This is a genomic window from Halobacillus sp. K22, assembly GCF_052246795.1.
Taxonomy (GTDB): domain Bacteria; phylum Bacillota; class Bacilli; order Bacillales; family Halobacillaceae; genus Halobacillus.
In genome coordinates this window covers 1-24,671 of the sequence record NZ_JBQQCN010000029.1, presented here as the reverse complement: position 1 = coordinate 24,671, position 24,671 = coordinate 1, and the positions used below count along the sequence as shown (strand labels likewise).

Below are 24,671 nucleotides of genomic sequence, written 5' to 3'. Positions count from 1 at the left end.
GAATTATTATGGTAGAATAGAATAGGCTTTTTCAACATAAGAGGTAAAGGGGAAGGTATGTATGTCCAGTCAATATAATTTAGCCTCTTCCGAATTTCATTCATTAAAAACGGTGTCCAGTAAAATGTTTGAAATCATCAGCAGGCAATTAAATGTAAACACAGCATATGTTACGAAGCGTGGCGACAAAGCGATGACGGTTCTTAGCTCGTTTAATAGAGAGGACGAAATTATTCCAGAAGGCTATAGCGTGGAGTATGGCGGCACCTACTGCCGACTGATTATCTCAGAAGATAACGACTTCATGCACACGAATAATTTATCCAAAGATGAATTAACTAGAGAACTCGAAGTCACCTCCCAGCTGGAAGTGAAAGGCTTTCTTGGTGTCACGTTAAAAAACACAGACGGTCACGTATTCGGTACCTTATGTGTAATGGATAAAGAAGAAAAGAACTTCAGTAATGAAGATGTAGAATATTTAAAGTCAATGGCGGACATTCTTTCTCATCTTATTGACTTGGATGAAACAAAATATAATATGGGTCTTTTAAACGTCCCCATTATTCCGATTACAAGCGGCGTTTCTATCTTAACACTGCAAGGTATTATTGATGGGTACAGAGCAGATAAAATTATGGAAACGGTGCTCCAGTACGGGGTTGATCATGATATCGATTCCTTCGTCATAGACTTATCCGGGTTAGTGATCGTAGATAACACCTTTCCTAGTGTGCTCATTGAATTGGTGCGATCTTTAAAACTAATGGGAATGGAAACCATTATGACGGGCATTACTCCGGAAATTGCTAAACATGAAGTCAACAACACCCAGCTTCTGCATTTAAATACAAAAACAGTGCCGAATCTGGAGTCAGCCCTTGAGTATATTGGGTTTAGATTGATTGAAAAGCAGGAAACGTAAACTCAGTTTAAAATAGTTCACATAAAAGAGCAGCTTCCAAGTGGGAAGCTGCTCTTTTTGTACATTTACGTTTTCCTGCTACTTCCTTTTGTCTATCCCCATGTGAGTACCCATCATCAAAAGCGATTGATTAATCTTCCAAATATAGTATAAATGATGAACAAGATCACCTTGATTTTCTTGATAATCAGGGGCGAACCGTTCGATTTTTTCCCGCTCTTCCTGTAAATCATACATTTTCCCTGCCCATTCATCCGTTTCAATCATTTTCGTTAACACTTGAATGTTATGAGCAAATTTTTCTTCTACTGATAGAAAAACGCTGCTGACTTCTATTGGATAGGAGAAATTCTTTTGGTACGAAGAGGCGACCAAGTGCTTGGCATAATAGTTAATGGCAGTGAAAATAGTAATCCAGCGCGGAAGTCCAGAATATTTCCGGGCGCCCGGTCCTTGAAGAACAGGTTTGGATTCGTCTTCGATTGTTTGAATCTTGCCATCCAGTTCAAAAGCAAGACCCGCCAGGTCTTTGACGCCAGTCGGACGCTTCAGACTTTGAATATACTGGTTTAAATACGAATCTAGTTCATTTAAGTAATCCGTGAAAGCTTCTGATACCTTGTCCATCGTTTTAGTAGGATAAATAAAAGCTGAAACTCCTAAAGCTATAGCACCACCGGCAATGGTATCTATAACGCGGGCCCCTAACAGTTCAATACTAATTCCACCCAGCATGAGGTCATACATAAAGGCAATCAGCATGGTAATAAATAAACTCATGATTGTGTACGAAACTGTTAATAAGTAAAAAGCTAAAAAGATCACCGCAAATAAGAGAATCACTTCGAGCGTCGAATGGCCGGACACCAGACTCGCGAGGATAAAGCCAATCACTGCACCGATGAGTGTTCCCACCGAGCGCTCTAATCCTTTCAAATAAGTCCGGCCGACCGTTTCTGTGCCCAGCTGAACAATAAATGTAGTCAGCAATACCCAGTATGGCTGAATTGGGGAGATGAGGTAACCTACTATAATGGCAATCGTTCCAGCAATAAGAGATTGTATTGCTTTTTTTGTAGTAGGCTTTAGCCCTTCATCTTCCTTCTCATCTCCTTCCTCCTCTTCCGCTTCATCATCTGAATCCATGTCTGGAATGTCGATTTCTTGGAGCGAATACTGGATAAGAAGTGCTCCTTCCGTTACATGCGTTGCAATCGCCTCTATACGGCGAAGTAAGTAAAGCCACCCTTCCGGCTGTGAAGGCTGTTTGTTAAATAAATCATTAATGAAGTCCTGCAGCGATCTAATAACATTTTCTGCTTCTGCGAGGTTTTTTTCCTTGTAGTTCTGGTCAAGGACTTCGGCCGCCTGCAGAGTGGAAATAACCTGGACAAGCAATTTACGCAGTTCAGCCATCTCCAGTGCATCATCTTTTTTCAACTTTTGCAGGCTGTCGGCCAGAGTCATGACAAACATAGCCGTATCAAAAACATAGAGCTTAAGCTGCTTGGCTGTAAGACCTGGCCAAATACCTTTAATATTCTGAGCACTTAAGTCAGTGGAAACATTATTTGCGTATTCTCTCAGCTTCCTCACGTTATATTCAAGCTTTCTTATCCGTGATTCACTCGTTTCAGGATCCTGAATGATCTCAATTAATAGTTGAAACGTAAGATTTGCTTGTCGGTGAAAAGAGCGCATGCTCCGCTTGAGAAGCTGGACTGAGTCTTTAAAAATAACAAAATTATAAAGGAATGCGTAGATGATTCCGATGGCGATCGCCAAATAAAACAAGGGGAATTGAGCAGGTGATAATTTTAAAAAAGAAGAAAAATATACTGTAAAAAAGCCGATCATACCAATAGAAAAGTAACGACTGCCGTACCTTGAGAAGTAAAAGGCGCTAAATATGATGGCTATCATCAATGCTGAAACGAGGATAGCGTTCCAGGCCAATAAGGAGCCTAAAGTCACACCGCACCCAGCTGACAGCGTGAGCAGCAGTGTAGTTATTTGTTTCTTTTCCTTCGTATCATCCATTACGACCATAATCCCCATAAGACCAGCTATCCCTGAGATGATGGAAGGCAAAAGTGGCTCAAAACCCAGCAAGTTTAAGATAAGTGTAGTTGTAAAAACAGAGGAAATTAAACTAATGGTCGCTTTACCAGCCTGATTCAGCCGTTTCCGGCCCGGATCGGAGGCTAGTAACCGGCGGAGCCAATAGGATCTATATATGAATTGCTTCAATGCAGCATCCACCTTTTTGCGTTCATCGCTTATTTTTTTACTTCTTCTATGTTAAGGGGTTTTAGCGTTTGGAACAACTTTTTTGTCCCGCCTGCACAACAAAAAACCACCTGCAAATCAGTAAGCAGATGGGGAGAAAATCATTCAATAACTAAGATTGAACAACAGGAAATTTTTGTATGACCTGAGGTGGCATTAAATGGGTGAATGAATGAACCGAAGTGACCCACCAAGAAGTTGAGAGTGGTTATTTTCCTTTCAGGCGATTCATCACATCTGTAATTTCATTAAAATAGGCGGAGGCTTCTTCATATTGGTCCGTAACTAAGTTCACAAACAGAATATCAATCATGTGCAGCTGAGCAAGACGGGAAGAAGTCGCCCCGCTCCGAAATGGCGCTGGGATTTCCCGCGAAGCGGAAATAAACAAGGAAATGTCAGCTGAATTTGTCACCGGTGACTGGCCGTACCTAGTCAGGCTGATCGTCTTAGCCCCTTTTTCTTTCGCAATTTCCATGAGTTTTGCTGTTTCATACGTTTCCCCGGAAAATGAAATCCCGAACACCACGTCCTGCTCATCCACGTTAGCAATATTCATGACTGCATTATGGAGATCTGTGAACGCAGACGTACTTTTGTTCATCCTCAAGAATTTCTGCTGGGCATCCTTCGCCACAATGCCGGAAGCCCCTACACCAAAGAAGTGGATTCTCCGCGCGCTTTTCAGCAGCTCAACCGCCCGCTCCAGCGTTTCATAATCAACCAGCTCAGTAGTCTCATTGATCGCCTGCATACTGTTGCTGGTTACTTTTTCAACAATAGAATCCGGCTGCTCGCCCGGCTGAATATCCCGGTATTTGGAACCAGGCTTCTTCTGTAAGTCGCCGGATATGCGCAATTTAAGTTCCTGTAAACCTTTTAATCCCAGAGACTTGCACAACCTCATGACCGCCGCGCTGCTGGTAGAACTTAATTCTCCCAGCTGACTGGCTGTACAATGGATCGCCTCATGGGGCTGATCAAGTATAAACTGCGCGATTTTACGCTCGGATGGGGGCAGCTTATCCTTCATTTCGTTCAATATCACGAGCCCGCCGGTTAAAGAGTTCTTCATCCATATCACCCCGCTTATCCTTTAATAGCTCCTTCAGTCATGCCTTTCACAATCCTGCGTTGGAAAATCGCATAGAGAATAATCACTGGAACAATAGCAATGACGAGACTTGCAAACAGCGTGCCCCATGCATTTGTATATTGTGTCTCATTACTGATGTAATCAATCGCGAGTGCCAGCGTATAGTTTTCTTCGGATTGTAAAAAAATCAAGGCCATAAAGTATTCATTCCAAAATTGTATCATGTTCATAATGGTTACGGTAATAATCCCTGTTGTCGAAAGCGGTGTGATAATTTTCCAGAGAATGCCGTAAGGACTCATCCCATCAATCGATGCCGCTTCTTCCAATGATTTAGGGATCGTTGCCATGAAGCTGGTAAGTACAAAAATGCTGAAAGGAAGCTGACTCACTGCATAAACGATAGCGAGTCCGAAGATATTATCTAGTAGATTCAGCTGCATCAGTAAGAAAAACAGCGGAATCCATCCTAGTACCATTGGAATCATCATTGCAGAGATATACAAAGTAAATAGCAGCCTGTTGCCACGGAACCTCATCCGCTCAAGCGCATAAGAAGTCGGAATGGCCATAGCGAGCGTCAATAAAGCCCCAAGACCGGTCACAATTAAACTATTAAACACACTGATATCAATATTGTAATTGGTCCAAGCATCCACAAAGTTACCAAAATTAAATGATTCGGGCATCCCCCAGGGATTAGAATAAATCTCAGCGTTGGATTTAAAGGCCCCTAGAATCATCCATACGATCGGATATAAAACAGCAAGCGACCAGATAATGAGTGGAATGCGCACAAAAGATCGTGAGAAAAATCCGCCTTTACGTTTCACTTTCTCCCCTCCTGTCCGTTAATATTCTACTTTCTCTCTTCTCATAAAGAACTGCATAATCAGTACGGTAATCAGTGATAAAATCAGGATCATGACACCGATCGTCGCTCCGTAGCCGAAGTTGTATTTCACAAACGCCTGTTCATACAGGTACGACCCCATAACATGGGTGGAGTTATTCGGACCGCCCTTCGTCATAACCTGAACGATAATAAACGACCCATTCAATGTGGTAATAATGATGTATAAAATGGAAATTTTGATCTGTGGCCAAATCAGCGGCAAGGTTACTTTCCAAAACTGCTGCCATTCCGTAGCTCCATCAATTTCTGCGGCCTCATAGTAGCTTTTTGAGATATTTGAAATTCCGCCCATCAGCATGAGCATGAATAACCCAATTCCCGCCCAAACGGAGGGAAGTACAAGACTTGGCAGTGCCCAGTCTTCACTTCCAAGCCATGGTCTTGTCCAGCTCTCAAGGCCGATAAATTCCAGACCTGAGTTGACGAGGCCAAGACTCGGGTTGTAGATGAACATCCACAGAATACCAATAACCACGACCGACATAATATTCGGGAAGAAAAAGACGATGCGGTAAAAAGGGGCTTCTTTTATTTTCATCTGGGTTAACGCGACCGCAAAAAAAGTAGCTAGAATCATAATACCGATCACTTTCGTAACCACAAGAAAATAGTCATGAAGTATAGTTAAGGGGATAATTTCATCGTTTAACAGCCGTTTATAGTTATCAAAACCGACAAACTCTGCGAGAGACGAAGCTCCCGACCACTCAAAAAATGAGTAATACAATCCATTGAACAACGGATAGAGAGTAAACACCGAAAACATTAAAAACGTCGGTACGAGACAAAAAGCAAGAAACAGATTACGCTGCTTTTTCGACTGAACCATCTCTTTCACCTCTTTTCAGGATAGGTAGGAAAAAATGGAATGTGGAACTGGCTTGAGCCTCCACATTCCATCCCTTTTATGCACTATTCCAAATTGCTGCGATACTCACTGGCTGCTTGTTCAGCTTCTTCTACGAATTCTTCAGCTGTAATATTTCCTAGCATCAGGGAAACGAGTGAATTGCTGATTGGAGTTTCTAAATTTGAACTCATCGGATGTGGTTTCTGATAGATTTGCACCTGATCAGGATCGTTGATCATCTTATTCGCTTCAATCAAGAACTGAGGAACGTCTTCGCTGGACGCTAAGTCAACACCCTGAAGGTTCATAATCGCACCCGTGTGTTCAGAGAACAATTTCGCATATTCCTTCGTAAATACAAATTCGACGAACGCTTTGGCTGCTTCAGGATTCTCCGCTTTCTCAGCTATAGCAAGCGGTCTAAGGTCTGGTACAATCGCATAAGGCTCTCCTTCATCCTGCATAGGAGACGGGATAAAACCATACTGGAAATCTTCCGGTGTATCTTTCTCCATTTCATTCGGAAGCCAGAACCCAACAGGAATAAACGCATTATCATGCATCAGGAAGTTCATTTGCGACTGCGTATGGTTCAAAGCACCAAACCCAGGATCAATATAGCCCTCTTGCTGCATCTGTTCTACTTTTTTCATTACATTAAGTACCGGTTCACTGGTCCAGGCGCCTTCTTCCCCTTTGATAACCTTATTCAGGAGTTCGTCACCGCCCGCAGCACCGAAGGCCGGATACAGCATGCCGCGTAAGAAATAGTATGGATATTGACCTGTAGTAACGAATGGAGCGATGTCTTCTTCTTGTTTAATCTGCCCCATGGTGTCCATGAAACCTGGGAAGTCTTTCGGAACATCCCAGCCTTTTTCGTCAAACCAGGCACTGTCATACCATGTGCCCCACGTATCAAAAACGAGTGGCAGGCTATAAACGTCACCATCATATTTGGCCGGGTCTACAATAAAGCTTTCGCTTAACGGCGTACCGTCTTCAAGTTCGATTCCGTTCATCCACTCCGTCAGATTCATCAGCTGACCATCTTCCACCATTTGAGTTTCACTGGATCCTGCACCATCAATATAGACAACATCAGGCGGATCATCGGATACCCAGCGTGAACGCATTTCTTCATTGATATTAGGACCCGCATGTTCCGTTATGGTCACATCAGGATATTTCTCTTTAAAATCACCAATAACTTCCTTCCACCAAGAATCTCCATAGCCGCCGACAAAGTACTGAATTTCAAGCTCGCCGGAAATTTCTCCGTCTCCTCCAGACTCTGAGCTTCCTTCCGAATCAGAACCTTCACTTTCATTGCTTGTGTCCTCCGAACCTGCTCCCGGAGCGCACGCTGCTAAAACTAAAACCAAAAATGCCACCAACATGAACCAGGCCGATTGTTTTCGCCAAATGGTCAATGCAAGCTCCCCCTTTTATTTGGTAAATTTATTTGAAACCCACTTTGTGGTGTTCAAATCATTCATCCTTTGCTTTCAGCGCCTGCCGAAGATGCCCTTTGTTCTTATCCAGCAGGTCAAGTGCTTTTTCATAAGAAACTCCTGCCTCCAGCATGACAATGGCCGGCTTCACTTGAAAATCCGCCTGAACTAATGCCTGATCAGCTTCTTCGTAGGATGTCTGCGTGCATTCAACAATGATTCGTTTAGCCCGCTCGCGGAGCTTATGGTTACTCGCATGAACGTCCACCATCAAATTCTCATATACCTTTCCAAGATGAACCATTGTTGTGGTGCTGATCATGTTCAATATCATTTTGTGGGCCGTTGCTGCTTTCAACCTGGTGGACCCTGTCAGAACTTCCGGACCTACCACTACTTCGATGGGAGTTTCGGCAAAAGTACTGATCTCAGAAAATGGATTGCACGAAAGCGATATCGTGTATGCACCGATTTCCCCTGCATACTTCAGAGCACCGATAGGATATGGTGTTCGTCCGCTTGCTGTAATTCCGACTACCACATCCGCGTCAGTTAGCTGCTTATCTTTTAGATCCATCTTACCCTGCTGTTCGTTATCTTCAGTGTTTTCCCTGGCACGAGTTAACGCACTGCCTCCACCTGCCATAATGGCCTGAACTCTATCTGGTGGAACCATAAACGTAGGCGGACATTCTGACGCATCAAGGATTCCAAGCCGTCCACTTGTTCCCGCCCCTACGTAAAACAGTCGGCCCCCTTTTTTAAAAGCAGTGGTAATATGCTCAATCGCTTCCTCCACTTGGGGCAATGCGGTTTCTACAGCTTCAGCCACCTGTTGGTCTTCCTTATTCATCACCGTGAGAATTTCTCTAGTCGACATCTGATCCATATGTTTAGATCGTTGATTTCGCTGTTCAGTAGTTAATAAAGCTAAAGAATCTTCCATATTTCTCCCCACCTTTCTTTACTTTGCGAGTAAACAGGCCCCGAACTCCGGCGGTCCTAAGGCTTCACAAAAAGTTCCCAGCCTTCGCTTATGTAAATGCTTAATGAAATACTGTTTTAAAACCTCCGAATGCTGAAAAATAGACCCCGCTGCCGTAACCGGTGTTTCTGAGGTGAGCGATGAGGATTGCTGAAATAAACTCTCTGCATGAAGGACCAGCTCTCCCGCCGCATCTTGTAATAGAGCAACCGCCACTTCATCTCCCTGCTCTGAAGCAGTAATTACATGTTTGGCTAATTGTGCGATCTCGTGCTTTTCGTGAGGCCGCCCGTACCAATAAGATATAAGCTGCTTCGGTTCTTCTAAATTGAGATCATTTAAAAGGAAAGAGCTCATGGCAGTGGCCGGTCCCCGACCATCCGCAGCTTTCGCTATTTGTGATAGCGCTTTCAAAGATAGGTAATAACCACTACCTTCATCGCCAATCAGATGCCCCCATCCACCACAGCGTAATATGTTCCCGCTTTCCTCTACGGCCACGGCATTGGAGCCAGTACCTGCCATGATAAGCATACCGCTGCCAGCTTCTTTGGGCAGCGCCCCTTTCAGAGCAATTACACTGTCGGATGTTATAAACAAATTAAAATTTTCTGAAAAATTAAGAGTGTAAAATTTTTTTCTCAGTATCTGAGTCATTTTTTCTTCATCGTCCTGGCGTCCAACCCCAGCCAATCCACATCCCACTCCAATAATTTGTTGAGGAGTAATTGAATACTTCGTAAGTCCCTGACTGATCAAATTTACAAGTCTTGCTCCGGCTTCCTCGAATCCTATGATATGAGGATTCGTTCCTTCCCCTTTGATTCGTTTCGGCTGGACCGGAATCCGATTCTGGTCAGCTCCCATAAACAAACAGGTAGTTTTAGTACCGCCGCCATCAATCCCAATGACATAATTCATGGCCATCCCCCAAATTAAATTATGAATCTATTATAACTTTCATGATTTTTTATGTCAATTTATCATATTAAGTTTTGAAATAAAATTTTAGTCATATAAATTGTGTTGGGGAAATTTATGGATGACCTGAGGTGGAATAAAATGGATGAAAAGGAGGCAGGTATCTTCATTAATATTTGAACTACCACCCCAGGTACTCTTAAATCATATATCTTGACTTCAAACTATTAGTTGCGTTAGCCTTAGACTTGCAAATACAAATCACGAGGAGGAATGCCCAATGTCAACACTAACACTAGACCAAGCACACAGTGCTATCGATTTTCAAATTAAACACATGATGGTGTCCAAAGCTAAAGGTGAATTTACCGATTTTAATATAGAGGTGAATGGTGACTTTACAGATCTTGAATCTGCTAAAATCACAGCAACCATTCCTGTACAATCAATCGATACAGGAAATGAAGACCGTGATAATCACCTTCGCGCAGGTGACTTCTTTGAAGCGGAAACTTACCCAAATATGGTTTTTGAAAGTAAATCCATCCAAAAAGTAGATGATGATGAATACAAAATCACCGGAGACTTTACAATTAAAGGGGTAACTAACGAAGAAACGTTCAACGTAGAGTATAACGGAACTTCCAAGAGTCCTTTGGACGGCAGTACGGTAGCCGGCTTCGATGTAACCGGAAGAGTCAACCGTGAAGCATATGGCATGACCTATAACGCTGCCATGGAAACCGGCGGCCTTATGCTAGGTAAAGATGTAAAATTCGAAGGAAATTTTGAATTCATCGTCTCAGAATAATTGAACGAAAATTCCAGCCCTCATGCACGAGAGGGTTGGAATTTTTTTATTTTCTCTCCTGCCATAATGCCCCAGCTATCTTTCGTACTCTCTTTCATGGTAAGATAAAAGTAACGATAAGGAGGTTGATGTATGCCCTTTTCAACAGTAACGGTTAAAGAAAACAAGCAGGAAGCCCAGTGGCAAGTCCAAAGTATGGCAATTTTCAACCAATGTAAAATTATTGAAGTCACCAATGACCAGGATGAGACGTCCTATCTTTTCTTTCATAAGAATCAGTACTTAAATTATGCTTCAGCGAAGAAGTTGACCAAGCGGTCTTATGTGAATAAAGCATTCCAGAAAGGGATCACATTCACACCTCCTCACCCGCTGATCGATTTCGTCCTCTCCTCCCAACCTCAGTTCAGCAAGCGAAGTTTTAATGGATTGTTTAAAAAACTCCAGAACCACTATAGTTTGCAGGAAACAGCTTTAATTGCTACCTACTTCGAATCCTTTATTAACAAAGAAAAATTATCAAACTTTATCGAGACTCTTTTTTACAAAGAACGCCGTGATGGAAAATTACTGTCATGTTATCGTATCCTTCAAATTCTTAAAGATTTCTCCCCGCATCATCGCTTAGTAGAGGCTTTTTCAGGAGATCTCGATTTCAACCAATATGATGAGCGTTATAAAAATAATGATGAGACCATTCTCTCCCACGATCCAATTTATACAGAGAAAAAATTATATTCTTCCAAACACCATGAACAGTCTTTTCAAAAATTATCAAATTTGTATGATAAACAAGGTCGAGTAAATGATTTGCTGGCAATCTCAATTCAGCAAGCGGTGCATACGCAGGATCCTAAGGATTATGAAGCTCTGCATTCGCTGATAGACAGCCGCTTCGAGGAGTTTGACCGACTCCATCTGCTTGATGATTTGTATAAACGCGGGCTGGCCATTGAGCCTCTGGAGCAGGATTTACTGCATGCCTATATCGCAAACGAAAAATTCAAGGACATTTTAAAACTGATTCACCAAAGCGGGCTCACGTTAACTCAACATCAGTCCACTCAATTGGTGCAGATGTTTAAAGGAAATGAAAGTGCTGCTGAGGACATGACGCCAGAGGAATTGCAAATGCTCCTCAAACATTTGCTGGAGAGCGGTGACCCCCAGACAGCTGAAATTCTTACCCAGGCGATCAGTTCCCTGATGGATGAACATGAGGTGTCGTACATCAAGAAATGGGCAGAGCCGCTTAAGAACTACCCTCAGGCAGTACCCATTTTAAAAAAGGTGGACCTCATGAACGAAATAGTTGAGGATCCTAACCAGCAAATGAAGTTAGGCGAACTTTATCATGAATTTCATCAGCCCAAAAAAGCCATTGAGTGTATGAGCTTTGATATGGAGCTTCGTGAAGAAGACCATCGACCGGTCCAGTGGCTTGCAAAACTGTATCATGAAGTAGGGATGAACGAAGAACATAATGCATACAAACAGCTTTACATTGATATGGTGAAACGGCGAGCATAAAGCTTCAAAAGCACAACACGAGAACTGATAACGTGTTGTGCTTTTTCTATTTGCTGACGTTTTGATTAATAGCTCTTCCCGCATAACCGAGAGTCATCTGCCCTTTCCGCAGTCCCTTATTAAGAAAAACACGATTAGAAAAGTTCGGAAGCAGTCCCTTCACAACCTCAGTTTGTATCCTTCTCCACGTAATGTTCGTTACAATCGTGCATTGGTAAAAAAAGAGTGTTAGCCTTTACTATAAGGGAATACATACCAAAACAAGAGAGGATGTGTACATAATTGAATGTAAAAATTAAACATGTAATATGTCTCACAGGCCTTGGCCTGCTGCTAAGTTTTATTCTCCCTGTCAACGTTTCAGCTGCTGTGTTCGGTCCAGACTCATGGGAACAATACCGATTAAACAAAACAAACAATCCTGTCCATGGAGAAGCTGTAGAAGAAACCATCCGAAAAAAATACCCTACTGACAACCAGCTCCGGGCCACTCCCGTTGTTATTAAAGACACCCTCTACATCGGAAACCACAATACCGGAAGCCTGCAAGCCTTTAACATAAAGAGTGGCGAGCGTCTTTGGAAGTCTTCTGCACCTAACTGGGTACATTCAGAAATGATTTACAAAGACGGTATGCTTTTTGTCGGCTACGGGAACCGTTATTACCAGGAAAACGGCAATCGCGGAACCGGAGAAAACGGAATGCTGGCTGTTGATGCGGAAACGGGGGAAACCGTATGGCAGTTCGAAACCAATGGAGAAGTAATGCCTACGCCAGCCATCCATGGGGAAAATGTCTATATTACAGCAGGCGACGAGCAGCTTTATGGGGTGAACCGGGAAACTGGGGAACTAGACTGGCAATTTGACCTGGGAAGTATTGTAAGCATGTCCTCTCCCCTCATCGAAGGAGATACCCTCTATGTAGGAGGTGGCGGAAGTGCAGAGCAGTTCCATTTTAACGCCATCGATCTTGCGAATCAGGAACGAAAATGGGAAACGGAATTCGATCAGGTTGCTGCTGGACTGGACGATGTTCCCCCTGTGGTAAGTGAAACTTCAATCTATACCACCGCCCTCGTAAAAGCGGAGGGAGAAAATATGTATGAACACATGTTGTACGAAATGGACAAAGAAACGGGTGAAGTCACCCACGAAGAATCTTTAGGAACAGGTGAGCATGTTAAAAACAATAAATCCGGCGCTCCGGTTTTACAGGATGGAACAATTTTTGTAGGCAGCCCGATTACACAAAAATTTTACGCCTTTGATACGGAAGCAAAAGAAATCAAGTGGGAGTATGAAGGCGGCGTTAATAAAGCACCCCCTGTCGCCTATAAGGAATATGTTTATTTTGGTAACGCAGCGGGTGACGTCTTCACTTTTGAAGCAGAATCAGGTGAATTGGTTAACCAGATGAAGCTTGGCGGCACCCTCGCCCCGGCCGGCGCGATTATTATGAACGAGCATTATATATCAGGAAGTCAGGATGGAAATGTTTACGTTCAACCGCTTGAAGATATTCGAACCCTAAGTGAATCCGAACTGTACACAGGGGAAAAGTCAGAGGAATTTACGGAAGTATCATCAGATCAGGCAAACACTGGTGACTCTGCAGCGTCACCCGAGAGTTCTGAGGAGTCCAGCTCCTCAAACACAATGCTGATAATCATTCTTGCCGTATTAGCACTGGTTATTTTCTTAGGTATTTACTGGTATCGCAAAAACTCTGGAAAAAAACACTCCCAACCAAAATAAGTTTAAAAAAGCCGCTCTTACGATTTAAGAGCGGCTTTCTTCTTCCTATTATTGAGCTTTTCGCTGATTTTCCGAATGCCTGATATTGGCCTTTAAACGGCGAATATCCACTTTCGTTAAGATTGAGACAATTAAAGCAACAACGAACAAACCAGCAAAATAAATTAAACTGCTTTCATAGCTGCCCACAGTATCTCTCATGAAGGCTGCGAATGTTGGACCAACTAAACCAGCTGCTGCCCAGGCCGTTAAAATATATCCGTGGATGGCTCCAAGTTCCTTCGTTCCAAACAAGTCGCCAATAAAGGCAGGAATAGTTGAAAAACCTCCACCATAGCAAGTGTAAATGATACCGAAGAAAATAACGAATAGCGTGACAGATGTCGTCATCGGCAACAGGATGAACAGCACAATCTGCAGGGCAAAGAAAATTAAGTAGGTCGTCGAGCGCCCAATATAGTCAGAAGCTGTTGCCCACGCAATGCGTCCTCCTCCATTAAATAGCCCCATAATTCCGACTAGAGAAGCGGCCGCTGCCGAAGTCATTCCTACTGTATTCTCAGCAATTGGTTTTGCGGCGGATATCACAGCGATTCCACAGGTGACATTGATAAACAGCATGATCCATAGATAGTAAAAACGCTTCTTCTTCAAGGCTTCTTTAGCTCCAATGAATGCAAGATCCATCTTATCTACATCCTCTTCCTCGGAGTCATCATATCCCTCTGGCGTCCAGCCTTCAGGCGGCCTTGACATATAGAGAGATGATAGAATCATAATAATAAAATAAGAAGCTCCTAAAATATAAAATGTCATAGCAATTCCTACTGAACCGATTAACCAGTTCATGACAGGACTTGCGATTGCGGCCGCAAACCCAAAGCCCATAATAGCCATACCGGTTGCAAGACCTCGCCGGTCAGGGAACCATTTAACCAATGTAGAGACAGGCGCTATATAACCCACGCCGAGTCCAATTCCCCCAAGAACTCCATAAAATAAATATAAAGCCCACAGCGATCCCAGATTCACGGCAAATCCTGAACCGAACACTCCAATCCCAAAAAATATGGCGGCTGTTATACCAGCTACTCGTGGGCCATATTTTTCAACAAACCAGCCGAGAAAAGCTGCAGACAATCCTAAGAATAAGATAGCTAAACTAAATGTAAACTGTACCTGTGACGAACTCCAGCCGAATTCCTCTATTAAAGGATTTGTAAAGTTACTCCATGCGTACACGGAACCAATAGAAATATGTATCCCCACCGCACACAAAGCAATCAGCCATCGATTCTTCACCTTCTGTTTTGCCATAATTGTCCTCCATTCGAGATAAGTTTGAATCTCTTTCCTCTTTCCTTTATTGCCAAAATTCAAACATACTTTGGCATATAAGGATATAATTTACAGAAGTTCTTACTAGTTAATGAAATAGATGAGTCGGGTATGATAAAAGAAGAGATTTTTCCAGGAGGTGGGAAGCATTTGCAAACGAAAAGAACCATTCAAAACCGCATCCATTCAGTTTAACCCCAAGCTTAACCGGCGTAATGCAAATATACGTGAACTTAAATCAAAAGTAAGGGAGGCGGCAGCGAACGGGGCAAAACTGATTGTTACTCCGGAAATGTCGACGACAGGTTACCATTACCTGGACCGGTCCGCAATCAGTACCTATATAGATACCATTCCGGGCCTTACCACCGATCATTTTTCTGAAGTAGCCAAGGAATTCGGCGTTTATATTGTGATCGGTATGGCTGAAGAGGATTTAGATTCCGGTCTTTATTACAACTCCTCAGCACTTATTGGTCCGGACGGATATATTGGAAAATATCGAAAGATCCATCAGTGGGTCGTGGAAAATTACTGGTCTTGCTGGGGAGACATTGGCTGCCCCGTTTACGAAACGGATATAGGGAATATTGCTATGATTATCTGTCAGGATTCCGCCTATTTAGAATCCGCCCGTCTTGCAGCCGTAAATGGGGCTGATATCCTCTGCTTTCCTACTAACTCGTCCAGTGCGTCCATTTCCATGCTGCAGCACTGGGCAGAGATGAACGGGCTTTATGTGATCAGCGCAAACCGGACGGACAAAGAAGAAGATTTCCAAATGATTGGTGCCAGTGCCCTTTGGTCTCCTTACGGGGAAAAGCTAACCGAAGCCCCTGTCTCCCAAAACGAAAATGGCACGGATGATTTATTTCTGTACGGTGAGATCGATCCAGCGCAGTTTACAAACCCAGGTAAGGACCGCCTTCTCGAACGCCGTATGGATTCCTATAAGGATCTCATGCTGTTTCTTGGTCCATGGGATTATACGAAAAATACAGTATCACGTGATATTAAAGCAGCCGCCATCCAGTACGAACCGGATATTGGAAATAAAGGATCAAATCTAGAAAAAGTAAAAGAACTCATCCAGCAAAAAGTCGAGAAAGATGTGAACCTGATTGTCCTGCCAGAACTTTCGCTAATCGGTCCCGTTCACGCCAGGAAAAAGCAGGATATTCACGCTTATGCAGAAACCGATGACGGGCGGACGGTCAAAGAAATGAAGAAGCTAGCAAAAGAGAAATCCGCCCACATCGTCTTCGGTTTTGCAGAAAAGGAATTGCCACATTACTATAATTCAGCAATTTTAATTAACCCAGAGGGAGAAGTCATAGGGAAACACCGCAAAATCCATCTCGATGAACGTGATGAAAAGTGGGCCACTCCAGGGAACCACATCTCAATCACCCCGATCAATGGATTTGGACGAATTGGCATGATGATAGGCTATGATGCCGTATTTCCTGAGGTGGCCAGTGTACTTGCGGTTAAACGAGCCGATATGATTTGCATTCCAACCAGCTGGAACGGCCAGTATGGAACGGAACTTACAATGAATCAGGATATGTTTGCAAAACCTTATCCCAAAGGCACAGTCTCGACATGGGATGCTGTCGCTAAAGGCGCCCAGGCCGCTGTTATTGTGGCTAATTTTTCAGGTACAGAACAGAATTATAAAGGCCGGAGTGCCATCTATAACCTTGACCAAAATTACACAAAAGATGAATCAGTCATTGCTCCGGAGTCTGCTGAACACGTGCTGATGAACGCATTTCAAACTATGAAAACTGACTGGTGGCTCGATCAGGAAAAACTGATCATGACGCGAAGAACAGCATTTTACAAACCACTTGTTACACGTGAACCTCCGTTTTTTTGATCAAATATGAAAGAAAAGGAAGTTCCTGATTGGGAACTTCCTTTTCTTTCAATACTTATAAGCTTTTGATGGAACCTATTTAAAAATCCATTTTCTTTAAGCGGAAGGTTATTAACTTACAAATATTCTAAGCTTATCCCCAAGTAAACGAGAAATGATATTGAGACTAATCCAGTAAAAAACAATGCCCTTTGAACCTTCGTCCAATTTTTCATCCAGCCCCACCGTTTTCGATCCACATCAAACCAGAAGAAGTCTACAACTACGGCTAATCCGATAATTAATAAAGCAGCCACTATCTCCACAGGCACGACCTCCTCCCTTTTGTAGAAGAACTTCTTTTTAAATTTATAGGTATTCAAAAGAATACTTTTTCTTGTGCAACTTTACGGATTTTCAAATAGAATGGTTTCAAAATTATGTAAATTTATTTAGAGAGTTTTTTATACTTTCTGTTTCTTCGTCTACTACAAAGCTTAAAAAATAGGACATGTCTTTTTTGAATAACATGTTATATAGTGACAATAACGAAGGAGCGTGTCTATGCAAATTCATGTGGTGCAGCAAGGAGACTCGTTATGGAGAATTGCCCGTATGTACGGAGCGGAGATGAATCAAATTATTCTTCTCAACCAGCTGAACCGCCCTGATACTCTCGTCATTGGGCAAAGCCTTGAGATTCCTGACCCGGTACGTGAATATGTGGTGCAGCCGGGGGATAGTGTATATGCCATCGCTCAGCGCATCGGTGTATCGATCGAAGAGCTTGCCGAAGTGAATAATATTACGAACCCTGCTCAGATTTATGCGGGGGAGATGCTGATCCTTCCCTACTTCTCTCATGAGGTGCAGCCGGGTGAAAGTTTATGGAGTATTGCTTCTCGCTACGGCACCACAGTTAATCAACTCGCTCAGGTGAATTCAATTACAAATCCTGCTCTTATTTATACGGGGCAGACATTGAGAGTACCTGCACTACCTCGACCTTTCATCGAAGTAAATGCGTACACGACAAAGCTCAACGAGGCCGGTGGCCAGGAAGTCCGGGCGCTGGGTCGGAATTTCACCTACTTGTCTCTCTTTATGTATGCCATTCAGGAAGATGGAAGTATATCTTCACGAGACGAACAGCCCGTGCTGGACGCTGCCGCTTCGGCTGGAGCCCTGCCACTTCTAGTTCTCACCAACTTTTCGGATGGATCCTTTGATTCAGACTTGGCCGCTTCCCTTCTCAGAGATTCCCAGATTCAAGAAACGCTGATTACCAATCTGCTGGAGGTTATGGGGAGAAAAGGGTACAGAGGTGTGAATGTAGATTTTGAGTACGTTTATCAAGCAGACCGCGAAAATTATAATAATTTTTTACGCCGATTGACTGATCGATTGCGACCTCAAGGTTTTCTGGTCTCTACGGCACTTGCGCCAAAAATCAGTGCCGATCAGCAAGGTCTTCTCTATGAAGCCCACGATTATGAAACCCAAGCTGAAATTGTAGATTTCATAGTTCTTATGACATACGAGTGGGGCTGGGCCGGAGGAAGACCGTGGGCAATTGCACCGATTAACAAAGTGAGAGAAGTGCTTGATTACGCCGTAACAGTTATTCCAAGAGAGAAGATTCTCATGGGTATGCCTCTCTATGGGCGTGACTGGAAAATCCCCTGGGTGGAAGGAACCTTCGCCCGTACCGTGAGCCCGATCGAAGCCGTTCAGCTAGCTGCAAACTATGGAGTAGATATCCAATATAATGAAGAATATCAATCTCCCTTTTTCCGCTATACAGATAACAGCGGTCAGGAACACGAAGTTTGGTTCGAGGATGCACGAAGTGTTCAAGCAAAGTATGATACCATCAAAAATTACGGTCTGAGAGGCGCTAGCTATTGGGTACTCGGAAGTCCGTTTCCTCAAAATTGGCCGGTTCTGCAAAGTAATTTCCGCGTGAAGAAATTGTAACTAACAAAGAGAGAGGACCGAATTTTTTCGATCCCCTCTTCTTTAACTTTAATCTATAAGTCACTTCGTTCGGTTTCATCAATATCAATCTTAGATATCTTTAGGCCATCCTCAGTCGAAATTACAGTATAATTTTTAACTCGATCATAATGAATTTGTTCTTCCTTGTGGTTTGTAAAAATAAATTCTTCGTTGGTTGTTATGATAAAAGTAGCATCATTTTTTTCTTCTACTTCTATTATTTCATTTTTTGTGAATTCATAGTGATAACCTTTATCTTTCAAGTCTCCAACGTATTCGGCAATATCTTCTTCAGCTTCACTTCCTCCTTCCAGATAATTGGAAACCTGCTCATAATCACGTTCATTTAAAGCATTCTCATACGAATCCCTAAAATTTAATACATGGTCTTCAGCTTCTGCTGAGGTCCACACGTTAGCATCTGAAGACTCCTCTACTTCATCTGTCTCGACTTCGAAAACAGGAATTTCTTCAGCTGTATCTTCCTTTTCTTCAAATTCAAATACTAATGATCCCCACACTTCAGAGTCCGGAATTATGGCTTCCGTTTGTAGTGTTTCACCTTGCTCATCTTTCCACTCCGCATGTAAAGATACCTTTTCCTCTGGGAAAGGTCCTAGAGACTCATAATCAGATAACTTCTTTTTTGTGCTTTTCCCATTAATAAACAAAGTAGCATCAGATTGATTGGTTTCAATTCTAAACGTTTCCTCAGGGAATTGAGCAAGAACTTCAGTCTCTTTCGCTTCATTAGGATAGACAGAGACAGTTTCCTCATACTTAAATTTACCAAAATCATTAGAAGCAGATCCTTCAAAACTGTACTCTCCTGGGTATGCTTTTCCGAGATCTACTGCTTCTTCTACTTCATTTATTTTCACGGTCTGCTTTCCCATTTTTATTGTAGAATTATCCATATTTGCCGATGCAACTACATTATTAGGTATAGCCTCAATATCATAACTATGATATAAACCTGGTACAATAGTATTTCTTTTTACTACAAACAAATTATGCCCATTGTAATCTTTCACGGTTGAATCAAAAGCTTGAGAGTCTTTAGAATTAAATTCATCTATAATTTGCATCCGCAGTGACTCCCAATCACTCTGCCGGATAAACTCTAAGTATTGATCTTTATCTAACAAAGCTTCTTTATCCACTTCTACGTGGTTAAAAAATGCTTTCGAATCTCCATCTGTTAAAGCACGGTCCATAGCTTGAACACTTTTTAGCGGATCAAGCACCGATAATATAACCATATGAGCACCAAATAAAAGAACAACCGCCGCCACAGAGACTGTTGCAATAATTTTGTTTTTTCTGGAGAGAGGTTTCCTGGACGGTTTTTGATTTTGAGGCTGCTCTAATTTAGTACTAGCCATTTCCTCATCTTGCTTTTTTCCGCAGGTTGTACAAAAATGTTTATCTTCCTCAACAGGATTGCCACAGTGAGTACAATAGTTCACCAACATATCTCCTTTCTATACCACCTATTCATTTGCTCATTAATTACTACTGTTATAGTTAGAATTAAATATCAATTGTTTGCTTTATTATGTAGAAGTGTTGAATTGTGTAATTAAAAGAAATTTATAAAGGATTCGATGTCTCTTAAGGTACTGATAACCATCCCACGTCCTATTAAATAAGAGAGTAACAGGATAGACAGAGTAGTACCTGTACTCCAGTAGAATATATTTTTTTCTGGCATTTTGGTAATTCCGTGGTGATAAATAAATAGAGTGGGGACAATTAATAGAGTAAAGAATGTTGAAATGCATAAAGTAGCGACTGTAAGGGCTATTGCTCCGCTTAAACCAAATACAATTGCTAGTAGATTGACCCCTACAAAAGGTGTTATAATTCCGCCATACTGGGCAACTCCACTCTTCAAATTTAAAGAAAGGTTCAAAATTATAGAGACAAGGAATAACACAGCAAAGCTAATCGAAACACCTATTAGGGAAACAACAAATATCCGGGAACTCACCGCAAAAAACGGGAGAGATTGACTTTCCATAAAAAATCCACTGGCTTGTTTAAAGAGGGTGTTCACTAGAAAATAAATACTTAATGTGAAGGTCACCATATAAATAAATAGACTTATTATACCTTGGACAAAAGAAGATTCATTAGCTTGTAAAGCAGAGACAGGACGCTTCAAAAAATCGAGTGAAGTCTGGCCATACTCTCCTGAAAACTGCTTAACTTTATCCATAGACATTGCCGGATTATCATGTGCACCATTAACATAGGCAGCTGCAACCTCGGAATTACTATTTCCTTCAGTTCCTAAACTACTTCCGCAAACTCCACAAAACTTACCTGAACTTTGTTCATTATCGCAATTTGGACATCTCATCTAATCATCCTTTACTGTTTATTGATAACGATAAAAGAAGTTCTAAACTAAAGCGTAATCCCACACCTCCTTACTAAGAAAATAAAATTATGAAATATTTTACTCTAATCCATAGATCAACCATTTTCCATCTACGCGTTCCAATTCTATACTCACAAAACCCTGGTTTTGTTCATAAAGAGGTTCTGGATATATTTCCAACATTACATTTAATACTGCAAAATCTCCTGACACATCACTTCTATGTTCAGGAATAACACCTATATCTGATACAGGATCCCATGGAATAGAGGGATGAAGATACTGTTTAGCCTCCAGTAATTCCCCAGCTTCAATCATAGTAAAGAAATTCTCTACTGTTTTTTCTGGTGTTTCAACCAATGGCAAGAATCCAAAAACATCTGCATCTATGGAAGAAGAAAAATTGAAAATTAATAATAAAATCAGTGTACATGCGATAATCCAAACAAACGCTGGTTTACGAAAGGCGGGTTCGGAATGGTTCTTTTTATCCATATGCCCCACACGCTCCCCGCATTCATGACAATAATTAATTTGTATGGAAAAGGGGAATTTGTAACTGGGACACTTCTGAGATTGGCCACAATGCCTACAATAGCTTGAATCACTTACGGGGTGAGAACAATTTATACAAACCTGTCTCATCTTGCCCTCCTTTTTAATTACATATTTTCTTAAGAATAGTTCTTAAAACGGAACTACACCCGCAAATACTTTTCAATACTTTCGACATAAGCCGCAAATACCCTGCATAAAATTTACAATTTAATAAGTTTTTATCCCTAATTCAATTGAATTATAAAATATCCTTTTATTTCATATATAAACGTAGTGAATACTAATATCTTTCATCAAAATTAAAGGACATGATCCGGTAGTTTACCGTACTCATGTCCTAAAGATCGCTAGATAATTCATTTGAGTTATCAATCAATAAGTCTACTAATAGGATTATATATCCAAAGAAAATCAATTATGCTTCAGGCTGAATAGAATACTTAGTAAAGTATGCACCAAATAGTAAGATGCCCATTGTAACTCCCCAACTGATAAGCCCAAGAATATCAAGCCAGTAAGCGAAAAGCTGTGTTACCGGGATTAAATATAAGCAAATGGGAGTTAATGCACTTTTGAAGCCCGTGTAACCCAGTTTCTTTCTCTTTCTAATCGTAAAAATAACAGAGCCAATCAGCATACCTGTCATAATAATAGATAATACTACATAAAGCATTTCATCCCTCCTCAGGGAAATTAAATCAAAATCCACCGCCGCCTCCCGGGCCGCCAGGCGGCCCACCTCTAAAGGACTTCTCTCTTTCAATCGCCCGGTCCACTTCTTTTTCCTTTTCTGTCTTTTCTCCTTTTTTCATTCCATGCGTATAGTATTGTTTCTTCTTTTTTCGTTTATCAAGATAGATCATCATGGCTATAAATAGAACTAAAAACAAGCCCCAAAGAATATTAGCAAGCAAATAATCTCCTCCTAAAACCTTTGATTTAGGTTCTTCTCTATCAAGGTTTTTAAAGACTAGATTATCTTTCAATCTATTTTTAACTTAACATATTTATCCATAATATTCGATTCGCTTATAGATTCCGGATTTTCAGCAAGTGGCTATTTCTTCCTTTTTAAACTTCACTTATAATAGAAGAACACCTTCTACAAAAAAGGAGTTCTCTCGCATGCAGAAGCAAGCCTTACAGAACCTCAGAGGAGTCTGGCTCTTGATGCGCTTCATCGCCGTCATCTCCTCCAGTGTCGCTACCATAGTTTCTACTGTTCTTCCTTTGTATCTATACTTCTCCTTCTCTACAAGTCAGTTAATGATCTTATTCCTTCTATTAATATTTGGAGCATTCCTGATCCACGGCATTCTCACTCATATCCTGAACGATTATGTGGATGATCTTTCCGGAACCGATACATACAGCCCCGCGATCTTATCCGGAGGAAGCCGCGTTATTCAATCCGGCTTTGTCTCCCAGGCGGATTTATGGAGGATCGGTAAAGGGCTGCTCCTGCTTTTAGGTATAACCATCGGTGTGCTTTTTATTTCAGGTTTCTACAAACTAGGAATATTGCTTGCAGTGGGAGTATGGGGAGCTGTGTCTTACTCGCTTCCGCCGCTCCAGTTCAGCTATCGTCCTTTTTTAGGAGAATGGCTGTCGACTTTTCCATCCGTGCTTTTCCTAGGCTTGGCCGGTGCGTGGCTCACACTCGATACCCTGCCTGAATGGGTGGTGCAGAACGCCGTCATTAATGCTCTCTTCTGCATTGCCTGGGTCATGGTTCATCATATTCCTGATCGGGAAGCCGATAAAAAAGCAACGCCTCTGAAGCAGACAAGTGTGGTCTGGGCCGCTGATAAATTCGGCATCGCTTACGCTCGTCTTCCGGCGTTGATATATTTCGCCCTGACATCTCTATGTGCTTTATGGCTCGGTTTCGATCGAAGCTGGGCTGCTCTGGGCGTTATGTTGATGGCGGGAGCTTCCATCTATTTAATTATAAAAATGAATATGCACGACTATGAGCAGATTTCTGCATACGAAAAGATCATTCTTATTTTAGCAATGATTAACGCTGTGTGGTTGGGAATATTCATTTAGCTGTTAGTAAAAAAGAACTTCAAATGTCGAAGTTCTTTTTTACTAGATTAGGAAACGGCTGCCTATTACTGTCCCCTATTTTTCATTTGATCCAATTTTTCTTCAATACGATCTAACTGCTTCCCTCTTCTTTTAAACGAAACAGCGAATGAAATGACACCAATTATAACTAATAGCAAAAAAACGAAGAAAAACAATTGAAAAATCATGTCTCCGATGTTTAAACTACCTGAAGTTGTCAATAAAACCATTAGTAATCCTCCTAAAATTGAAAACAGATCTAACGTAAACCCCTGATAACTTTTTCAAAAATCCTGTACACGATGAAGTCTTTTAAACTCGAGATAGAGTTTCGTCTTTACTTCTTCAGACTCTTTAAACTTATCTATGACACTCCCATGAGAAATTAACGTTATGTAATCGGCCTCTGGAAAGAAGAACAAGTTGTTAAAGTTAACGCCAGTAACACCATCCCTAACAACTTTATCATTCATCGGAAGAAGACTCCCTCTTCAAGCGCCGTGTCGAAGATCGGTGGTAAGGGGGAGATGAATACCGTCGCCGTAAGGCGAATGCCTTTGAATATTCTCCCTTCCGTGATATCCTAAATTAAGAACATACGTTCCTGGTTAGGAGGTAGAAAGATTGAGGCATAAAGCGTATAACTTTCGTATCTATCCAAATAAAACCCAAGAATCGCTCATCGCTAAGACAATAGGTTGCGCTCGTTTTGTCTTCAATCATTTTCCTCTCTGAATGGAGCAGTGCCTACAAGGAAACCGGAAAAGGTTTGAGTTACTCTACTTGTTCCAAACATCTACTTGTTCCAAACAACTACCCAAGCTTAAAAGAGAATTCCTTTGGTTAAAGGAAGTGGATAGCACGGCCATCCAAACGTCGGTCAAACATCTTTCTGACGCTTATGAACGGTTTTTCAAAAAGC

22 protein-coding genes and 1 pseudogene are annotated in these 24,671 nt (G+C 41.9%); 8 read left to right on the top strand and 15 right to left on the bottom strand.

From position 1 onward, the window contains the following. Nucleotides 1-61: 61 nt before the first annotated feature. A complete protein-coding gene (locus tag ACTWPM_RS17405; RefSeq protein WP_443134266.1) occupies nt 62-925 on the top strand; it encodes an STAS domain-containing protein in 864 nt (287 codons plus the stop codon). Between the two features lie 78 nt (nt 926-1,003). Here the strand turns inward: ACTWPM_RS17405 and ACTWPM_RS17400 are convergent, their stop codons facing one another. The 7 genes from ACTWPM_RS17400 to ACTWPM_RS17370 all read right to left on the bottom strand — a co-directional run bounded on the left by ACTWPM_RS17400 (nt 1,004) and on the right by ACTWPM_RS17370 (nt 9,436). Beyond that, nucleotides 1,004-3,175: an FUSC family protein gene (locus ACTWPM_RS17400; protein ID WP_443134265.1), complete on the bottom strand. Its 2,172-nt coding sequence runs from the start codon at nt 3,173-3,175 to the stop codon at nt 1,004-1,006. A gap of 247 nt (nt 3,176-3,422) precedes the next feature. Continuing rightward, a complete protein-coding gene (locus ACTWPM_RS17395; protein WP_443134264.1) occupies nt 3,423-4,289 on the bottom strand; it encodes a MurR/RpiR family transcriptional regulator in 867 nt (288 codons plus the stop codon). Nucleotides 4,290-4,303: 14 nt separating this feature from the next. Then, nucleotides 4,304-5,143 carry a carbohydrate ABC transporter permease gene (locus ACTWPM_RS17390; protein ID WP_422166081.1) on the bottom strand — a complete coding sequence of 280 codons (840 nt, stop codon included), beginning with the start codon at nt 5,141-5,143 and terminating at the stop codon, nt 4,304-4,306. Between the two features lie 18 nt (nt 5,144-5,161). Continuing rightward, nucleotides 5,162-6,055 carry a carbohydrate ABC transporter permease gene (locus ACTWPM_RS17385; protein WP_224893511.1) on the bottom strand — a complete coding sequence of 298 codons (894 nt, stop codon included), beginning with the start codon at nt 6,053-6,055 and terminating at the stop codon, nt 5,162-5,164. A gap of 83 nt (nt 6,056-6,138) precedes the next feature. Continuing rightward, nucleotides 6,139-7,476, bottom strand: a complete 1,338-nt coding sequence (locus ACTWPM_RS17380) for an extracellular solute-binding protein (RefSeq protein ID WP_443134297.1) — start codon at nt 7,474-7,476, stop codon at nt 6,139-6,141. Nucleotides 7,477-7,567: 91 nt separating this feature from the next. Next, on the bottom strand, nt 7,568-8,476 hold the full coding sequence (gene murQ / locus ACTWPM_RS17375; protein WP_443134263.1) for an N-acetylmuramic acid 6-phosphate etherase: 909 nt from the start codon (nt 8,474-8,476) through the stop codon (nt 7,568-7,570). Between the two features lie 18 nt (nt 8,477-8,494). Next, nucleotides 8,495-9,436, bottom strand: a complete 942-nt coding sequence (locus ACTWPM_RS17370; RefSeq protein ID WP_443134262.1) for an N-acetylglucosamine kinase — start codon at nt 9,434-9,436, stop codon at nt 8,495-8,497. A gap of 280 nt (nt 9,437-9,716) precedes the next feature. Here ACTWPM_RS17370 and ACTWPM_RS17365 point away from each other — a divergent pair, with 280 nt between their 5' ends. The 3 genes from ACTWPM_RS17365 to ACTWPM_RS17355 all read left to right on the top strand — a co-directional run bounded on the left by ACTWPM_RS17365 (nt 9,717) and on the right by ACTWPM_RS17355 (nt 13,535). After that, the gene (locus ACTWPM_RS17365; RefSeq protein WP_443134261.1) at nt 9,717-10,247 is read left to right on the top strand and encodes a YceI family protein; all 531 of its coding nucleotides are present in this window, start codon (nt 9,717-9,719) and stop codon (nt 10,245-10,247) included. A gap of 132 nt (nt 10,248-10,379) precedes the next feature. Continuing rightward, the gene (locus tag ACTWPM_RS17360) at nt 10,380-11,777 is read left to right on the top strand and encodes a hypothetical protein (RefSeq protein ID WP_443134260.1); all 1,398 of its coding nucleotides are present in this window, start codon (nt 10,380-10,382) and stop codon (nt 11,775-11,777) included. A 282-nt stretch (nt 11,778-12,059) separates the two neighbouring features. After that, nucleotides 12,060-13,535 carry an outer membrane protein assembly factor BamB family protein gene (locus tag ACTWPM_RS17355; protein WP_443134259.1) on the top strand — a complete coding sequence of 492 codons (1,476 nt, stop codon included), beginning with the start codon at nt 12,060-12,062 and terminating at the stop codon, nt 13,533-13,535. A gap of 48 nt (nt 13,536-13,583) precedes the next feature. On the opposite strand, the gene ACTWPM_RS17350 is transcribed toward ACTWPM_RS17355, so the two are convergent. Beyond that, nucleotides 13,584-14,852 (bottom strand): L-lactate MFS transporter, encoded by a 1,269-nt coding sequence (locus ACTWPM_RS17350; RefSeq protein WP_443134258.1) that lies wholly within the window; start codon nt 14,850-14,852, stop codon nt 13,584-13,586. A gap of 160 nt (nt 14,853-15,012) precedes the next feature. Between ACTWPM_RS17350 and ACTWPM_RS17345 the strand changes: the two genes are divergently transcribed. Beyond that, nucleotides 15,013-16,755, top strand: coding sequence for a nitrilase-related carbon-nitrogen hydrolase (locus tag ACTWPM_RS17345; protein ID WP_443134257.1), 1,743 nt, complete (start codon nt 15,013-15,015; stop codon nt 16,753-16,755). 116 nt (nt 16,756-16,871) lie between these two features. On the opposite strand, the gene ACTWPM_RS17340 is transcribed toward ACTWPM_RS17345, so the two are convergent. Continuing rightward, complete coding sequence (locus ACTWPM_RS17340; RefSeq protein WP_443134256.1) at nt 16,872-17,060, bottom strand: hypothetical protein; 189 nt, start codon at nt 17,058-17,060, stop codon at nt 16,872-16,874. A 238-nt stretch (nt 17,061-17,298) separates the two neighbouring features. Here ACTWPM_RS17340 and ACTWPM_RS17335 point away from each other — a divergent pair, with 238 nt between their 5' ends. Continuing rightward, on the top strand, nt 17,299-18,711 hold the full coding sequence (locus tag ACTWPM_RS17335) for a LysM peptidoglycan-binding domain-containing protein (protein WP_443134255.1): 1,413 nt from the start codon (nt 17,299-17,301) through the stop codon (nt 18,709-18,711). Between the two features lie 53 nt (nt 18,712-18,764). Here the strand turns inward: ACTWPM_RS17335 and ACTWPM_RS17330 are convergent, their stop codons facing one another. From ACTWPM_RS17330 to ACTWPM_RS17310, 5 genes are all read right to left on the bottom strand, one after another. Then, nucleotides 18,765-20,201 carry a TcaA NTF2-like domain-containing protein gene (locus tag ACTWPM_RS17330; RefSeq protein ID WP_443134254.1) on the bottom strand — a complete coding sequence of 479 codons (1,437 nt, stop codon included), beginning with the start codon at nt 20,199-20,201 and terminating at the stop codon, nt 18,765-18,767. 113 nt (nt 20,202-20,314) lie between these two features. Next, on the bottom strand, nt 20,315-21,097 hold the full coding sequence (locus ACTWPM_RS17325) for a hypothetical protein (RefSeq protein ID WP_443134253.1): 783 nt from the start codon (nt 21,095-21,097) through the stop codon (nt 20,315-20,317). A 99-nt stretch (nt 21,098-21,196) separates the two neighbouring features. Further along, nucleotides 21,197-21,613, bottom strand: coding sequence for a hypothetical protein (locus ACTWPM_RS17320; protein WP_443134252.1), 417 nt, complete (start codon nt 21,611-21,613; stop codon nt 21,197-21,199). A 478-nt stretch (nt 21,614-22,091) separates the two neighbouring features. Beyond that, nucleotides 22,092-22,349, bottom strand: coding sequence for a hypothetical protein (locus ACTWPM_RS17315; protein ID WP_443134251.1), 258 nt, complete (start codon nt 22,347-22,349; stop codon nt 22,092-22,094). A gap of 25 nt (nt 22,350-22,374) precedes the next feature. After that, nucleotides 22,375-22,590, bottom strand: coding sequence for a hypothetical protein (locus ACTWPM_RS17310; protein WP_443134250.1), 216 nt, complete (start codon nt 22,588-22,590; stop codon nt 22,375-22,377). Nucleotides 22,591-22,801: 211 nt separating this feature from the next. Here ACTWPM_RS17310 and ACTWPM_RS17305 point away from each other — a divergent pair, with 211 nt between their 5' ends. Beyond that, nucleotides 22,802-23,728 (top strand): prenyltransferase, encoded by a 927-nt coding sequence (locus ACTWPM_RS17305; protein ID WP_443134249.1) that lies wholly within the window; start codon nt 22,802-22,804, stop codon nt 23,726-23,728. 65 nt (nt 23,729-23,793) lie between these two features. Here ACTWPM_RS17305 and ACTWPM_RS17300 read toward each other — a convergent pair whose 3' ends face one another. After that, complete coding sequence (locus tag ACTWPM_RS17300) at nt 23,794-23,979, bottom strand: hypothetical protein (RefSeq protein ID WP_443134248.1); 186 nt, start codon at nt 23,977-23,979, stop codon at nt 23,794-23,796. 394 nt (nt 23,980-24,373) lie between these two features. On the opposite strand from ACTWPM_RS17300, the pseudogene ACTWPM_RS17295 reads away from it, so the two are divergent. Then, nucleotides 24,374-24,671: pseudogene (locus tag ACTWPM_RS17295) on the top strand (helix-turn-helix domain-containing protein); the annotation flags it as partial.

Coding starts and splice junctions, on each gene's coding strand:
- ACTWPM_RS17325 (WP_443134253.1), bottom strand. CDS start 21,097: ATGAGATGTCCAAATTGCGATAATGAACAAAGTTCAGGTAAGTTTTGT.
- ACTWPM_RS17350 (WP_443134258.1), bottom strand. CDS start 14,852: ATGGCAAAACAGAAGGTGAAGAATCGATGGCTGATTGCTTTGTGTGCG.
- ACTWPM_RS17395 (WP_443134264.1), bottom strand. CDS start 4,289: ATGAAGAACTCTTTAACCGGCGGGCTCGTGATATTGAACGAAATGAAG.
- ACTWPM_RS17315 (WP_443134251.1), bottom strand. CDS start 22,349: ATGCTTTATGTAGTATTATCTATTATTATGACAGGTATGCTGATTGGC.
- ACTWPM_RS17360 (WP_443134260.1), top strand. CDS start 10,380: ATGCCCTTTTCAACAGTAACGGTTAAAGAAAACAAGCAGGAAGCCCAG.
- ACTWPM_RS17300 (WP_443134248.1), bottom strand. CDS start 23,979: ATGGTTTTATTGACAACTTCAGGTAGTTTAAACATCGGAGACATGATT.
- ACTWPM_RS17320 (WP_443134252.1), bottom strand. CDS start 21,613: ATGGATAAAAAGAACCATTCCGAACCCGCCTTTCGTAAACCAGCGTTT.
- ACTWPM_RS17335 (WP_443134255.1), top strand. CDS start 17,299: ATGCAAATTCATGTGGTGCAGCAAGGAGACTCGTTATGGAGAATTGCC.
- ACTWPM_RS17370 (WP_443134262.1), bottom strand. CDS start 9,436: ATGAATTATGTCATTGGGATTGATGGCGGCGGTACTAAAACTACCTGT.
- ACTWPM_RS17405 (WP_443134266.1), top strand. CDS start 62: ATGTCCAGTCAATATAATTTAGCCTCTTCCGAATTTCATTCATTAAAA.
- ACTWPM_RS17380 (WP_443134297.1), bottom strand. CDS start 7,476: ATGTTGGTGGCATTTTTGGTTTTAGTTTTAGCAGCGTGCGCTCCGGGA.
- ACTWPM_RS17365 (WP_443134261.1), top strand. CDS start 9,717: ATGTCAACACTAACACTAGACCAAGCACACAGTGCTATCGATTTTCAA.
- murQ (WP_443134263.1), bottom strand. CDS start 8,476: ATGGAAGATTCTTTAGCTTTATTAACTACTGAACAGCGAAATCAACGA.
- ACTWPM_RS17305 (WP_443134249.1), top strand. CDS start 22,802: ATGCAGAAGCAAGCCTTACAGAACCTCAGAGGAGTCTGGCTCTTGATG.
- ACTWPM_RS17385 (WP_224893511.1), bottom strand. CDS start 6,055: ATGGTTCAGTCGAAAAAGCAGCGTAATCTGTTTCTTGCTTTTTGTCTC.